Origin of the sequence: Enterococcus sp. DIV0240d (assembly GCF_051711245.1) — a bacterium.
In the GTDB taxonomy this organism is placed as follows: Bacteria; Bacillota; Bacilli; order Lactobacillales; family Enterococcaceae; genus Enterococcus_D; species Enterococcus_D casseliflavus.
In genome coordinates this window covers 164,435-180,966 of record NZ_JBIOMG010000001.1, presented here as the reverse complement: position 1 = coordinate 180,966, position 16,532 = coordinate 164,435, and the positions used below count along the sequence as shown (strand labels likewise).

At 44.0% G+C, this 16,532-nt stretch carries 8 protein-coding genes; 6 read left to right on the top strand and 2 right to left on the bottom strand.

Annotation, left to right across the window (positions count from 1 at the left end; all coding sequences use genetic code 11):
• Positions 1-170: 170 nt before the first annotated feature.
• Complete coding sequence (locus IGJ25_RS00810; protein WP_005230327.1) at positions 171-2,111, bottom strand: NAD(P)/FAD-dependent oxidoreductase; 1,941 nt, start codon at positions 2,109-2,111, stop codon at positions 171-173.
• A gap of 270 nt (positions 2,112-2,381) precedes the next feature.
• Between IGJ25_RS00810 and pplA the strand changes: the two genes are divergently transcribed.
• The 4 genes from pplA (at position 2,382) to IGJ25_RS00790 (ending at position 7,327) form a co-directional block, all read left to right on the top strand.
• Positions 2,382-3,320: an extracellular electron transfer flavoprotein PplA gene (pplA, locus tag IGJ25_RS00805; RefSeq protein WP_016608361.1), complete on the top strand. Its 939-nt coding sequence runs from the start codon at positions 2,382-2,384 to the stop codon at positions 3,318-3,320.
• Positions 3,321-3,584: 264 nt separating this feature from the next.
• The gene (locus tag IGJ25_RS00800) at positions 3,585-4,661 is read left to right on the top strand and encodes an FAD:protein FMN transferase (protein WP_005230331.1); all 1,077 of its coding nucleotides are present in this window, start codon (positions 3,585-3,587) and stop codon (positions 4,659-4,661) included.
• Positions 4,662-4,673: 12 nt separating this feature from the next.
• A complete protein-coding gene (gene menA, locus IGJ25_RS00795; protein WP_015510612.1) occupies positions 4,674-5,627 on the top strand; it encodes a 1,4-dihydroxy-2-naphthoate polyprenyltransferase in 954 nt (317 codons plus the stop codon).
• A 149-nt stretch (positions 5,628-5,776) separates the two neighbouring features.
• Entirely contained in the window at positions 5,777-7,327 is a 1,551-nt protein-coding gene (locus IGJ25_RS00790; RefSeq protein ID WP_194185553.1) for an IS1182 family transposase, read from the top strand.
• 395 nt (positions 7,328-7,722) lie between these two features.
• On the opposite strand, the gene IGJ25_RS00785 is transcribed toward IGJ25_RS00790, so the two are convergent.
• Entirely contained in the window at positions 7,723-8,685 is a 963-nt protein-coding gene (locus IGJ25_RS00785; protein WP_081117227.1) for a biotin--[acetyl-CoA-carboxylase] ligase, read from the bottom strand.
• A gap of 433 nt (positions 8,686-9,118) precedes the next feature.
• On the opposite strand from IGJ25_RS00785, the gene rpoB reads away from it, so the two are divergent.
• Together rpoB and rpoC are read left to right on the top strand one after the other, a co-directional pair.
• Positions 9,119-12,736 (top strand): DNA-directed RNA polymerase subunit beta, encoded by a 3,618-nt coding sequence (gene rpoB, locus IGJ25_RS00780; RefSeq protein ID WP_008381746.1) that lies wholly within the window; start codon positions 9,119-9,121, stop codon positions 12,734-12,736.
• Between the two features lie 87 nt (positions 12,737-12,823).
• A complete protein-coding gene (rpoC, locus tag IGJ25_RS00775; protein WP_015510610.1) occupies positions 12,824-16,474 on the top strand; it encodes a DNA-directed RNA polymerase subunit beta' in 3,651 nt (1,216 codons plus the stop codon).
• Positions 16,475-16,532 lie beyond the last annotated feature (58 nt).

Sequence of the window (16,532 nt, the reverse complement as noted above, 5' to 3'; positions counted from 1 at the left end):
ATTCTAGCATAAGAAGACAAGATTCTACTAGCTGAATCCTCAATAATCCACCGATTTCTGTGCAAGGACGATCAAGAAAAAGTTCTGTACTTGGAAAGAGACCAAGACACTGATTGAAAATCAGAATGTCTTAGTCTCATGAAGTCGTACAGGTATTCTATTTTGCTGGCTTATTTATTGCCATATAAGGAGCGAGGGGTACCGTACCACCATTTTCCAAGGGTACGTTGCAACCATGGGATTACCCAACGGTCTAAACCGACTGCGCGTCCTGAACCGTTCATCAAGGCAAATGCAACTGGAATGAACCAGATGTTTACCCAGTAGAACATACCAGACATACAGAAAGTCAACACTAAAACGATAGTCGTTGCGTTTACTAACCAAGTGAAGAGACCAGCCATCAATGCAAGAGCTAAAGCAATTTCAAAGAAGACCATGAATTTTTGGAAGAACATTGCAACGTCGTTGTTTGGCATGATAAATTGCATAACTTTTGTGAACCAGTCAGGTGATTTTTCAATCACGATCATTGGTTGCTCACCGTAGGCATAGCTCAAACCGAAGTGTGCGGCTTGTGTCGCTGCATCGGCTGCTTCACCGGCACCACTAGCGGCACTTGCTGCATCGGCTGCTTCACTAGCACCACTTGCTGCATCAGCGACTGTTTGGTATTCCCAAGTCCAAGGGAAAACGCTGTTGCCTTGGAACCAAGAACCTTCACCGAACCAAGTACCAGGTTTGAAGACTTCCCCATTCGTACCCAAAATTTTCTTGAAGGCTTCAACGAACCAGACAAGACCATAGAAAATACGAAGCGGAACACTCCACAAGACGTTTCCGTAACGAGACGTATGACCACGAGCGACTGTCCGGTCATCTTTGATGTGGAAGATTTCATGCATCAAGTATTGGAACATGTAGTAACCAGAACGAATATCAAAGAAGTATTTCAAGTTAACGATATGTTTCATAATGATCGCTAAGAAACCGCTCAGGTGAATCTTATTGAATAAGTTCGCCACGCCCCATTTGGCACCGATGGAAACCATAAATCCTTGGTAGTTTCCTTTGAATTTATGTTTTTCGCCGCCTTTGATGGCTGAAACGATATTCGTTGCTGCAGTGTGCCCAGTTTGTTCAGCTGCTTGCACGATTTGTGGTGTTGGTGTGTTCGGGAATTCTTCGAAGTAAACCAAGTCACCAATAATATAGATGTTTTTGTCTTCGTAGCCTTTTGCTTCCATATACTCATTGGCAACTAGACGGAAACCACGAGCGGTTTCTAAACCGAAATCAGCAGCATCGCTAGTTCCTTTGACGCCGGCAGTCCAGATCAATGTGTGGGTTGGGATCGTTGAACCATCTTTTAGTTTGATGTGGTCAGGTGCCACTTCAACGATTGGTGCATTCAAGACAAGATCAACATTGTTTTTCTTCAAGTAACGTTCTGCTTTGGCTGCATCGTTACGATCAAGCATGTTTAAGATCGTTGGCATTGCTTCAACGACTTTCAAGCTGATTTCACTTGGGTCCAATTTATAATCGGAAGCTAAACGATCTTTCCAATCGATCAGTTCACCGATCATTTCGATCCCAGTAAATCCAGAACCACAAACGACAAACGTCAACATTGCTTTACGTAATGCTGCATCTGGTTCGATCGCTGCTTTTGCGACAGTTTTTTCAATGTGTTCGCGAATGCGGACAGCATCGTCAAATGACCATAGAGTAAAGCCATTTTCTTTGACACCAGGTGTACCGAAGTCATTCGGTTCGCCACCCATCCCTAAGATCAAGTAGTCAAATGAATAGCTGCCTAATTTTGTTTGGACGGTTTTATTTTCTTTATCGATCCCAGTTACTGTATCGGTTACTAAACGAACATTTTTCTTGCGTGAGAACAAGCGCTGCAAGTCATATTGAATTGCGGTAGGTTCTACACGTCCTCCAGCGACTTCATGCAGTTCAGTCATCATCGTATGATAAGAGTGACGGTCGATCAATGTTATCTCAACATCATTGTCTTTTTTCAATTTCTTTGCCATGTACTTCGTAGCAGAAACGCCTGCATAACCGGCACCGACAACGACAATGTTTTTCTTTGCCATTGCAAATCTCTCCTTAATAAAAATAATCTATGATAATAATTACACAATCGTTCCTATTATATAGACAAATGGTTCATTTGTCTAACGATTCTGATGAAAAAAACGCATATTTCCTGAAATTCGTGAAAACTTGCGAAAATCAAAAAATAAGTCATTTTTTATTGAAAAAGCGGAAAGGAAGCGGTTGACATCTCGTAAATTTACTTTACAATGTTAGATGTATCACAAACTTTTTTGTGGGGAAAATAAACAAGTAAAAGGTGGATAATTATGAAAGCAAAGAAATTGATTGTAGGTATGGCGGTATTTTCATTCGCAGCATTATTGTTAGGGGGATGCGGAGCAGACGACAACAATACAGGTTCTTCGTCAACTAGTGAAAGTACATCACAAACTTCTGCAAGCGATTCTGCAACTACAGAAAGCTCAGAAGCAACCGTCGTTGCAGGCGAGCCAATGCAAGATGGTACGTATCGTTTAGAAGAAAAGAACTATAAAAACGACTACCGTGTCACATTTGAGATCACAGTCAAAGACGGCAAAATCGTTGAATCAAAATATGACAACGTCAATGCGGATGGCGAATCAAAAACAGAAAACACTGAATACAATGAAACAATGAAAGAAAAAGCAGGCATCAGCCCAGAAGAATTTATTCCTAAATTCAATGAAGAGTTAGTTGCCGCACAAAGCCCTTCTTCAATCGAAGTAGTTTCTGGCGCGACTCATTCCTTTGATTCCTTCCAAAACTATGCACAACAATTGATTCAAGCGGCGCAAGCAGGCAACACGGAAACCATTGAAATCGACAATGGTGCCGACTTGAAAGACGGAACCTATACATTAGAAGAAAAGAACTACTCAAACGGTTACCGCGTAGTCTTCTCAATGACTGTAGCTGACGGCAAAATCTCTGAATCAAACTACGACTACCTAAACGAAGCAGGCGAGTCGAAAAAAGATGATGCATCATACAACGAAAACATGGAAGCAAAATCTGGTACAAGTCCAGAAGAGTTCATTCCAAACTTCAATGAAGCCTTTGTTTCTGCAGTCAATGCCGAAGACGGCTCTGTGGCAGACATGGATGTTGTTTCAGGGGCAACCCACAGCTTCCACAGCTTTGTTATCTATGCACAACAATTGTTGAATGCCGCTGAAAAAGGCGACCAAACAACAATCGAAGTGGATAACTTCGTTACTGAATAATCACAACTTCTTTCCATGAAGAGGACAGCATTCGTTTTGAGTGCTGTCCTTTTTTCGTGGGCAACAAGGTCACAAAAGCAAGTTCGTGCAAAAGGAAGCAATCTGGTGGGAAGGTTTTTTAAAAAAAGAACTGTTTTTTACAAAGAAGAAAAGGTTCGATTAAGGATTCCTAAAATACGTTGAGGAATCACGGAATGCCCCTTTTCATTCTGCCAAAAAAAGGCTATTATATGAAGGTTGAAGACAATAGAAAAGAGGAAAATCATGAAAAAGAAAGTAACGTTTTTTCTGATGTTTGTTTTTTTAGGCACAATGTTGGCAGCCTGTGGCAGTGATCAGGAAGCAACGACGCTGCGCGAAGAACCATATTTTCAAGAAGAATTTTTATTAGGCACGTATACTCGGATTCGCATTTATGATGAAGGCAAAGAGGACGCTATGAAGCCTGCCTTTGACCGCATCAGAGAGTTAGGCGATAAAATCACCATCAACCAAGCAGGGTCAGAGATCGATGAAATCAATGCGCAAGCTGGCATCAAGCCAGTGAAGGTCTCAGATGATATCTATTATTTGTTGAAAGAAGCCTATGATTATAGTGTGAAATCAGAAGGCGGCTTTAATATGGCCATCGGTGCGATCACCCAATTGTGGCGAATCGGCTTTGATGATGCCCGCAAGCCAGAACAATCTGAGATCGATGAAGCGTTGAAACATATCAATTATGAACAAGTCGAGTTTAACGACGAAGACCACACGGTGTATTTAAAAGACAAGGACATGATCCTTGACCTTGGGGCGATCGCCAAAGGCTACATCACGGATGAAGTCGTCAAAGTGCTGAAGGACAATGGCGTGACTTCCGCGATCGTCGATTTGGGCGGGAATGTCTATGTGTTAGGTCATAGCAACCGCGGTGCAGATGAGCCATGGAATGTCGGAATCCAAGATCCAAACAAATCTCGCGGCTCGATTATCGGCAGTATCAAAGAAACCAATAAAACAGTAGTTACTTCAGGGATCTACGAACGCTACTTAGAAGTAGACGGCAAAACGTATCACCATATTTTTGATTCTGAGACTGGCTATCCTTACGATAGCGATGTAGCAAGTGTGACTGTGATCACTGACAAATCCATCGATGGTGACGGGTTGACTACGGTGGCGTTTGATAAAGGAGTCAAAGAAGGCTTGGCTTATATCGAACAGCATACCGAAAAGGGAACCGATGCGATCTTTATCACAAAAGAAGATAAAGTGTACGTAACAGACGGCATCAAAGATACCTTTGAGCTTTCAGAGGAATCAGGCTACACGATGGGTGATCGTGCTGATTTAGAATAGGAGGAGTGAAAGATGTCTCTTTCAGTGTTTTTAGAAGTGGTGGAGATCCGCACCAAGGTGGCGAGTGTCTTCCCCTTCATTATGGGTGTGTTGTTCTCGTTGGTGTATTTTCATGAATTTCATCCGTTGAATACTGTGATTTTTTTTCTGGGGATGCTGCTGTTTGATTTGACGACGACGTCCATCAACAATTATATGGATTTCAAAAAAGCCAAATCAGAGACCTACAAATACCAGCACAATGTGATCGGGCGCGAAAACATCTCAGAAGCTACTGTTCGCAATCTGATTTTTGCGATGCTGGCAGGAACCTTACTGATCGGTCTTTACTTGACCTTTGTTACCGGCTGGCTGCTGCTAGTGATGGGGCTGGTGGTTTGTTTTATCGGGGTCTTTTATACCTTTGGCCCCATTCCGTTATCGCGGATGCCTTTAGGCGAGGTATTCAGCGGTGTAACGATGGGATTAGGGATTTTTGCCATCACGATCTATATCAATACCATTGATCAAAAAGTGTTTTATCTGGCACTGGATTTTGCGAACGGAACCTTTGGCTTAGTGGGGAACCTCTGGGCCGTGTGCGCCATCGTGTTGGCATCCTTGCCGTTGATTTTCACGATTGCTGACATCATGTTAGCCAATAATTTACGGGATCTGGAAGCTGATATCGAAAACCATCGCTATACGCTGGTGTACTACATCGGTCGCGAAGCAGGTATCCGTCTGTTTCAAGGCATGATGTTGGCGTCTTATGCCGCTATTTTATTGGGCCTCTTGTTTGGACTCTTTCAATGGCCGATATTGCTCGTGTTTCTGACACTGCCAAAAATCCGCCAAAACTTGAAAGAACATCAAGCCAGCCTGCCGCACCCACGTAGCTTCGGCTATTCGATTAAAAACATGATTTTATTCAACAGCAGCTATGCCTTGGGCTTGCTTTTGTGCCTGCTGTGGCAATTGCTGTAAAAGAAAAGGGACTGTGACATAAGTCCATAGAAGAAAACCGCAAGAAATGACGAGAAATCGTTCATTTCTTGCGGTTTTTTGGGTAAAATAAAAAGGAGCACCGGTTGCCGCCAATGCCCCATCATTTAATCCTGAAAGGACTAAACAAAATGTATACTAATTATAACATGAATCAACTCACTTTGGATCTATCTACTTCATTTTCTCCAAAAGAAAATCATGTCGCCGTTTTTATCCATGAACTGGTCGAAGCGCTTCAGATTAATGACCCCTATCTTTTTGGTCGACCAAGAGAATATGATTTAGGTGCCATGATGAAGTTGGTTCTTTTTGCGTATACACGAGAAACCTTTACAAGTCGCAAGATTGAACGCTTAGCTGAAGAAAACCTCTATGCTCGTTGGTTGACGCAAGAACGGGTTCCAACTTATCGAACGATCGCCCGTTTTTGTGTATCTAACGATGTGCAGGAGTTGACCAATAAAGGCTTAGATCAGTTGACAGAGTATCTGCGTGCACGGAATCTGATTGATGATGCGTTGTTTATTGACGGTACAAAAATCTTGGCAGATGCGAATAAGTACAGCTTTGTCTGGAAGAAAAACACGATCCGATTCGATCAAATGAATCGCGAAAAACTGCTTACTATGATGACGGAACTAAGAGAAGCGTATGCCCTGAAACAGATTCCCGAAGGGACGTCCTTGACAGTAGACATGATAGATGAACTGTTAACACGGATGGAACTACGTCTGGAAGAACTAGAAAAAGAAGTTGAGGCAACGAAACGTCTTTCGCCAAATCCAGCGAAACAACAACGGCGAACGTTGAAAAGCCAAGTACGCAAATTAAATACAAAACGAGAAAAACTTCTGGAACATCAAACGCAGTTTTCTACTTATGGGACAAGAAACAGTTATTCAAAAACTGATCATGATGCGACATTCATGCGCGTAAAAGAAGACCCTATGAAAAATGGCCAACTTAAGCCTGCGTATAACCTGCAGTTCGCTACTTGTAATCAATTTGTACTCGGCTACGATGTCTTTCAAAACCCAACAGACACTAAGACATTGAAACCATTACTGGAAAAGATGAAGATTGCACAAAAGTCCCCTCATTATTTGGTCGCCGATGCAGGCTATGGTTCAGAAAGCAATTACCGCTATATAGAAGATGAACTTCCCCAGCATACTGCACTGATTCCTTATGGAACGATGTTTAAAGAACAAAGCAAGAAATGGCAGACAGATGATCGGAAAGTAATGAATTGGGATTATGAGCCTAAGGAGGACTTTTACATCGACCCCAAAGGGGTACGATTTAATTTTCATGCTTACCGTCAACGAACAGATGCGGATGGCTTTGTCCGAGATTTTAAAGAATACCAAGCAGAAAAAACGGATGCGAACCAAGCGCTCATTCCTGAAGCCTTAACCCCAAAGGGGAATCGCAGAAAGATCACTGTAAATCCGTCTTGGGAATACCATAAAGAAAAACAAAAAGAGCGCTTATTAACGCCTGAAATTCAAAAAATATATGGTCGGAGAAAGATCGACGTGGAAACAGTCTTCGGATTTATGAAGGCTTGTTTGGGTTTCACTCGATACACGGTTCGGGGCTTAGAAAAAGTCAGAAAACAGACGGGTTTACTCATTACGGCAATCAATATGATGAAATTGACAAAAATTGGTACTTGAACTACCCAAAATGAATAAAAAAAACAAGGAGCATTCGAAAAATCACATGATTTTCGAGTGCTCCTTATATTTTGGAGAGCGTAACTAGTTAACTTATGTCACGCCCCCTTTTTTATGTAGGGAATGAAAGAGCGCATAAAAACTGTAGAAAAGACATGATAAAAGAACAAGCATCCTACTTAGTATGAAAAGATGAGGCTCGCTTTCTCAGCGATCCTGATTGCAACAGTAAAGTTTTGGTGACAGTGGCTAAACCCGATAGAAAGGGGAGCTGCCTAGGTTGTTCTTTTGTATGACCCCTCGGAATAAGCAGGTCTGTTTATGGAGCATTTATGCTTGACTGATTCCTTACGAAAGCAGCGAATCAGCAAGCGGATTTGCGACTTTTTGCAGCATCAATACCGTTCCAAACTGATTTCTCCAGAAGAAAGCACCTTGCGCTCCGTTGCTGTTTCCACCACTAATTCACCGGTGTTAGTAATGTCTTTGGCGATTCCTTCATAGGTCACACCTTGTTGTGTAAACTGAACGGTGCGGCCCAAAACGAAGGATTTCTGCCGATAGCGGGCCATATAATCCATGTCAGGCAGCTGCGCCAATAATTGGAAGAACCGACGCCAAATTTCTTGAATCAACGCGGCTCGAGAAAAGGTTGGATACTCTTCACCAGGAAAGAGTGAGGTCGCTTTTTCCCGAATCTCTGCTGGAAACTGCTGTTGCGGAATCGAAAAACTGATGCCGATACCGATAACAACCGAGGTAATGCGGCCTGTTTCAAAGTCACTGGTTGCTTCAGACAAAATACCGCAGATTTTTTTTCCATCTAAGTACAGATCGTTGACCCACTTAAGGGCCGTTTCCTTCATTAGAAGGGCATCGATGGCTTCTGCGACTGCCACCGCAGCCAAAACGGTATATTGCGGCAATTCTTGAAACGCTTGGTTTGGTTTTAAGAGCAAGCTCATGTAGATTCCTTGTTTTTTCGGTGAGAAAAACGGTCGTTCGAAGCGGCCATGGCCGCCTGTTTGTGTTTCGGTCAAAAAAAGGGCGGGGGTTGCCAGTCCACTGTCCAAAGCGGCGATCTTGGCTTCTTTCATGGTGGACTCAACAGCATCCTTGATTTGAATCGTGGGGATCATCGGCAAGGCGGCTGCAAGTGCTGCTTGATCGTAGCGGTCAGCGGAGACAAAGCGATAGCCGTTGGCCAAGTGTTCGAAATGATAGCCTTCTTTCTCAAGTTCTTTAATGGCTTTCCAGACTGCTGTACGAGAGATCGACAAGGCTTGGGCTAGTTTTTCTCCGGACAGTACAGTATCTTCTTTTTGTAATAAGGTCAGTATTTTTTCTTTTGTCGTCATAAGGATATCCTTCCTAATGTTTCACGTGTAACGTTTTCGTTAGCATAGCAAGAAATCGGCAAAAAGCAAAGTAGTTTCTTACGAAAAACAGTCCGCACTCGGTTCGTTTTTTTCTTTAGAAAATCTTAGGAAATGGGTGCGTCAGAAAAGCATTGTAACTTCCAATGAAAGCTTGACAGAAAAGTGCTTCGTCTGTATAATAAGGAGTTGCAAAAACTATCTGAACGAAAAAAGCAGAAACGAAATATTGTCCGTTTCGGCTTAGGAATAAGGAAACAAAAGTAGAAAATGCCCAATGCATCCGTTCTATTTTTGGTTTTTTTTTGCCTAAAAGCCGCAAAAAATGCTTTCTGTAACCTATATTTAATATTTGTTACAGTTTTGTAAATAATCGGATAGCCTTTTTGAAAGACTTTATGAAGAGGTGAAGAGCTTGGCTGGACACGTAGTAAAATACGGAAAGCATCGCGAACGTAGAAGTTTCGCACGGATCAGTGAAGTATTAGAATTACCGAATTTGATTGAAATTCAAACCGACTCTTACCAATGGTTCCTAGATGAGGGCCTAAGAGAAATGTTTGAAGATATTTTGCCAATCGAAGGATTCAACGGTAACTTGTCCCTAGAATTTGTGGATTATGAATTGAAAGAACCAAAGTATACAGTAGAAGAAGCCCGTGCCCATGATGCAAACTATTCGGCACCATTACATGTTACTTTGCGTTTGACGAACCGTGAAACTGGGGAAATCAAATCCCAAGAAGTATTCTTTGGTGATTTCCCATTAATGACTGAACAAGGAACCTTTATCATCAACGGGGCAGAACGGGTTATCGTTTCTCAGTTGGTCCGCTCTCCAGGTGTATATTTCCATGGCAAAGTCGATAAAAACGGCAAAGAAGGCTTTGGTTCAACTGTTATCCCTAACCGCGGTGCGTGGTTAGAAATGGAAACTGATGCCAAAGATATCTCTTACGTACGGATTGACCGTACCCGTAAAATTCCTTTGACGGTCTTAGTCCGTGCCCTAGGGTTTGGTTCTGATGACACGATCTTTGAAATTTTCGGCGACAGTGAATCATTGCGCAACACGATCGAAAAAGACTTGCATAAAAACGCAAGCGATTCTCGTACCGAAGAAGGATTGAAAGATGTTTACGAACGTCTTCGTCCAGGCGAGCCAAAAACAGCAGACAGCTCACGCAGCTTGCTGAACGCACGTTTCTTCGATCCAAAACGTTACGACTTAGCAAATGTTGGTCGTTACAAAGTAAACAAAAAATTAGACTTGAAAACACGTCTATTGAACTTGACCTTAGCAGAAACCTTGGTTGACCCTGAAACAGGCGAAATCATTGTTGAAAAAGGCACTGTTTTGACTCACCAAGTCATGGAAACACTAGGCGCATTTATCGATAATGGCCTAAACAGTGTAACGTACTACCCATCAGAAGATGGGGTCGTTACCGAACCAATGACCGTCCAAGTCATCAAAGTCTTTTCACCAAAAGATCCAGAACAAGAAGTCAACGTGATCGGTAATGGCTATCCAGATACTGCTACACGTACGGTTCGTCCAGCGGATATCATTGCTTCAATGAGCTACTTCTTCAACTTGATGGAAGGCATTGGCAATGTCGATGACATCGACCACTTAGGAAACCGTCGGATTCGTTCTGTTGGTGAATTATTGCAAAACCAATTCCGGATCGGGCTTGCTCGGATGGAGCGTGTCGTGCGTGAACGGATGTCGATCCAAGACACCGAAACCTTGACACCGCAACAATTGATCAACATTCGTCCGGTTGTCGCAAGTATCAAAGAATTCTTTGGTTCTTCTCAGTTGTCACAGTTCATGGACCAAACAAACCCACTGGGTGAGTTGACCCATAAACGTCGTCTATCTGCCTTAGGACCTGGTGGTTTGACCCGTGACCGTGCCGGCTATGAAGTCCGAGACGTTCACTATTCCCACTATGGCCGTATGTGTCCGATCGAAACGCCTGAGGGACCAAACATCGGGTTGATCAACAGCTTGGCCTCTTATGCCAAAGTCAACAAGTATGGCTTCATTGAAACACCATACCGTCGAGTTGACCGCGAAACAGGCCGTGTTACTGACAAGATCGATTACTTGACTGCCGATACCGAAGACCACTACGTTGTGGCCCAAGCAAACAGCTTGTTAAATGAAGACGGCTCTTTCGTAAACGACGTTGTTATGGCGCGTGCTACTTCTGAAAACTTGGAAGTTTCGATCGATAAAGTCGACTACATGGACGTATCACCAAAACAAGTAGTCGCAGTCGCAACCGCATGTATTCCTTTCTTGGAAAACGATGACTCCAACCGTGCCTTGATGGGTGCCAACATGCAGCGGCAAGCTGTACCATTGATCAATCCGAAAGCACCTTGGGTTGGTACTGGTATGGAATACAAATCAGCACATGACTCAGGAGCTGCTTTGTTATGTAAACATGATGGGATCGTAGAATACGTGGATGCAGCCGAAGTGCGCGTTCGTCGTGACAATGGCGCATTGGACGTTTATTCTGTTACCAAATTCCGTCGTTCAAACTCAGGAACCAGCTACAACCAACGTCCATTAGTAGCACTTGGTGAAAAAGTGGAAAAAGGCGACATCTTAGCAGATGGCCCATCTATGGAACAAGGCGAAATGGCACTAGGACAAAACGTCTTAGTCGCATTCATGACTTGGGAAGGGTACAACTATGAAGATGCCATCATCATGAGCCGTCGTTTGGTGAAAGATGATGTTTACACTTCTGTCCATATTGAAGAATATGAATCAGAAGCCCGCGACACAAAATTAGGACCTGAAGAAATCACTCGCGAAATCCCGAACGTTGGGGAAGACGCATTGAAAGACCTAGACGAAATGGGGATTATCCGCATTGGTGCGGAAGTCAAAGATGGCGATCTGCTTGTTGGGAAAGTTACGCCAAAAGGGGTAACGGAACTTTCAGCAGAAGAGCGTTTATTGCACGCAATCTTTGGTGAAAAAGCCCGCGAAGTGCGTGACACTTCTCTACGTGTGCCTCACGGCGGCGGCGGAATCGTCCACGATGTCAAAATCTTTACCCGCGAAGCTGGCGATGAATTGTCACCAGGTGTGAACATGCTGGTTCGCGTTTATATCGTTCAAAAACGGAAAATCCATGAAGGGGATAAAATGGCCGGACGTCACGGAAACAAAGGGGTCGTTTCTCGCATTATGCCAGAAGAAGACATGCCTTTCTTACCAGATGGCACACCAGTCGATATCATGCTGAACCCATTAGGGGTACCTTCTCGGATGAACATTGGACAAGTATTAGAGTTACACTTAGGAATGGCTGCGCGTCAATTAGGCATTCACGTGGCAACACCAGTCTTTGATGGAGCCAGCGATGAAGATGTTTGGGCAACCGTTGCTGAAGCAGGAATGGCCAGCGATGCCAAAACAGTGCTTTACGATGGACGTACCGGCGAACCATTTGATGGCCGCATCTCCGTTGGTGTCATGTACATGATCAAATTGGCCCACATGGTCGATGATAAATTGCATGCCCGTTCCATTGGACCTTACTCATTGGTTACTCAACAACCATTGGGAGGAAAAGCCCAATTTGGTGGACAACGTTTCGGAGAGATGGAAGTTTGGGCACTGGAAGCATACGGTGCTGCTTACACCTTGCAAGAAATCTTGACCTACAAATCAGATGACGTGGTTGGTCGTGTGAAAACATACGAAGCAATCGTCAAAGGGGAACCAATTCCAAAACCAGGTGTACCAGAATCATTCCGCGTATTAGTAAAAGAATTGCAATCACTGGGTCTAGACATGCGTGTACTAGATATCGATGATGCAGAGATCGAACTACGTGATATGGATGATGACGATGATGATTTGATCACCGTTGATGCCTTAACAAAATTTGCGGAGCAACAAACAGCCCGCGAATTAGAACAAAAAGCACAAACAGAAGCTAAAAATGCCGCCGACGCGTTGAACCAACAAATCGAGACAGCAGAAGATCGCTTGCAATAATAGACGGCCCTCGCTATTTCCGCCACCAGCGGAAATAGCCCCCGTTCTATCGGATATGTCCATGAAATGAAATGGAGGGAACCTTTTTTGATCGATGTAAATAAATTCGAAAGTATGCAAATCGGTTTGGCTTCTCCTGAAAAAATCAGAAGCTGGTCTTATGGTGAAGTAAAAAAACCAGAAACCATTAACTACCGTACGTTAAAACCTGAACGCGAAGGGTTGTTTGACGAGCGTATTTTCGGTCCAACCAAAGACTGGGAATGTGCTTGCGGCAAATACAAACGGATCCGCTATAAAGGCATCGTTTGTGACCGTTGCGGCGTGGAAGTAACACGTTCAAAAGTGCGTCGTGAACGCATGGGACACATTGAATTAGCAGCACCAGTATCACACATTTGGTACTTCAAAGGCATTCCTTCACGGATGGGTCTTGTTTTAGACATGAGCCCACGTGCATTGGAAGAAATCATCTACTTTGCTTCTTACGTAGTGATTGAACCAGGAAACACCAGCCTTGAGAAAAAACAACTATTGACTGAACGGGAATACCGTGAAAAACGTGACCAATACGGTCAAGAATTTTCAGCAGCGATGGGTGCCGAAGCCATCAAACAATTATTAGATGGCGTTGATCTTGAAGGCGAAGTTGCTGAATTGAAAGAAGAATTGAAAAACGCAACTGGTCAAAAACGGACCCGTGCGATCCGCCGTTTGGATATCTTAGAAGCATTCCGTGCTTCAGGAAACAAACCAAGCTGGATGGTCATGGACGTTATCCCAGTTATCCCGCCTGATTTGCGCCCAATGGTGCAATTAGAAGGTGGACGTTTTGCCACAAGTGACTTGAACGACTTGTATCGTCGTGTAATCAACCGTAACAACCGTTTGAAACGCTTGTTAGACTTGAATGCACCAAACATCATCGTTCAAAATGAAAAACGGATGTTGCAAGAAGCAGTCGATGCCTTGATCGATAACGGTCGTCGCGGCCGTCCAGTTGCAGGACCAGGGAACCGCCCATTGAAATCTCTTTCTCACATGTTGAAAGGGAAACAAGGTCGTTTCCGTCAAAACTTGCTAGGAAAACGGGTCGACTACTCAGGTCGTTCAGTTATCGTCGTTGGTCCATTCCTTAAAATGTACCAATGTGGTCTGCCAAAAGAAATGGCGATCGAATTGTTCAAACCATTCGTGATGCGGGAGCTTGTTTCTCGTGAAATCGCGTCAAACATCAAAAATGCCAAACGCAAAATCGAACGTCAAGAAGACGAAGTTTGGGATGTCTTAGAAGATGTCATCAAAGAACATCCAGTGCTATTGAACCGGGCACCTACGCTTCACAGATTAGGTATCCAAGCATTTGAACCAGTCTTAGTTGAAGGTCGTGCCATTCGTTTGCACCCACTTGTTTGTGAAGCCTACAATGCCGATTTCGATGGAGACCAAATGGCCGTTCACGTACCATTGAACGAAGAAGCGCAAGCAGAAGCACGTATGCTGATGTTAGCAGCCCAAAACATTTTGAATCCAAAAGACGGAAAACCAGTTGTAACACCATCTCAGGATATGGTCCTAGGGAACTACTACTTGACGATGGAAGAAGAAGGCCGTGAAGGGGAAGGCATGATCTTCCGTGACATGGACGAAGCAGTTACGGCATGGCGCAATGGCTACGTGCATTTACACACACGGATCGCCATCAATCCAAACACTTTAGGGGACAAACCATTCACGTCTGAACAAAAACAACGCTTGATGGTAACAACGGTAGGTAAAGTGATCTTCAACTCGATCATGCCGCCAGAATTCCCATTCTTGAACGAACCGACTGACTACAACTTGACGGTTCAAACACCAGACAAGTACTTTATTGAAGCTGGTACAGATGTGCCTGCCTTCATCAAAGAACAAGAGCTTGTTGGCCCATTCAAGAAGAAAAACTTAGGAAACATCATTTCAGAAGTCTTCAAACGTTTCCGCATCACTGAAACGTCACGCATGCTTGACCGCATGAAAGACTTAGGATACAGCCATTCAACAATGGCAGGTATCACCGTTGGTATCGCTGATATCATGAACTTGCACGAAAAACATGACATCATCGACAATGCCCACAAACAAGTAGAAACGATCACGAAACAATTCCGTCGTGGGTTGATTACCGATGACGAGCGTTATGAACGAGTTATTGGTGTTTGGAATGCAGCCAAAGATGAAATCCAGTTAAAACTGATGGAATCATTAGAAGCGAAAAACCCAATCTTCATGATGTCTGATTCCGGTGCCCGTGGTAACATCTCCAACTTTACTCAGCTTGCTGGGATGCGTGGATTGATGGCCGCGCCTAACGGACGAATCATGGAATTGCCGATCATCTCAAACTTCCGTGAAGGTCTATCTGTCTTGGAAATGTTTATCTCGACCCATGGTGCCCGTAAAGGGATGACCGATACCGCCTTGAAAACAGCCGATTCCGGTTACTTGACACGTCGTTTAGTTGACGTTGCCCAAGATGTCATCATCCGTGAAGACGATTGTGGTACTGACCGTGGTTTAGACATTCAAGCAATTCGCGAAGGAAACGAAATCATCGAATCCTTAGAAGAACGTTTGATTGGACGTTACACACGTAAATCAGTGATCCATCCTGAAACTGGCGAAGTCCTTCTAGGGGTCAATGAATTGATCACTGAAGATTTAGCTAAAGCCATCGTGGACGCTGGCATCGAAACAGTATCCATTCGCTCTGTCTTCACATGTAACACCAAACATGGTGTATGTAAACATTGTTATGGCCGCAACTTAGCCACTGGTTCTGAAGTTGAAGTTGGGGAAGCAGTCGGTACCATCGCTGCCCAATCAATCGGTGAACCTGGTACTCAGTTGACCATGCGTACCTTCCATACCGGCGGGGTTGCCGGAGACGATATCACGCAAGGTCTCCCTCGTGTCCAAGAAATCTTTGAAGCCCGTAATCCGAAAGGACAAGCGGTCATTACCGAAGTTACCGGAGAAGTCATCGATATCTCAGAAGACCCTTCAACTCGGACCAAAGAAGTGACCATCAAAGGGGAAACCGATACGCGTACGTATACCGTTCCTTATACTGCTCGGATGAAAGTAGCAGAAGGCGACTTTATCCATCGTGGTGCGCCATTGACGGAAGGATCGATCGATCCAAAACAACTGTTACAAGTTCGCGATGTCTTGTCTGTTGAAAACTACCTATTACGGGAAGTTCAACGCGTTTACCGGATGCAAGGGGTAGAAATCGGCGACAAACATATCGAAGTAATGGTTCGTCAAATGCTGCGTAAAGTCCGCGTCATGGATCCAGGTGATTCAGGCATCTTGCCAGGAACATTGTTGGATATCGCCGACTTTAAAGACCGCAACTACGACACATTGGTAGCCGGCGGCGTTCCTGCAACTAGCCGTCCAGTCCTATTAGGGATCACGAAAGCATCCTTGGAAACCAACAGCTTCTTGTCTGCTGCGTCCTTCCAAGAAACCACTCGTGTGTTGACCGATGCAGCGATCCGCGGCAAGAAAGATCCTCTTCTTGGATTGAAAGAAAATGTAATCATCGGTAAGATCATCCCAGCTGGTACTGGTATGCCTCGTTACCGTGAAATGGAACCAAAAGAAGTAACAGTTGCCAGCGAAAATGTCTACAGCATCTCAGACATCGAAGCACAAATGGCTGCTGAAGACGCATTGAACAGCCAAAACTAATCAATGCCCAGCACCTGATTGACTCAGTGTGACGGAAAAGCTTGTCATTCTTCGGAAT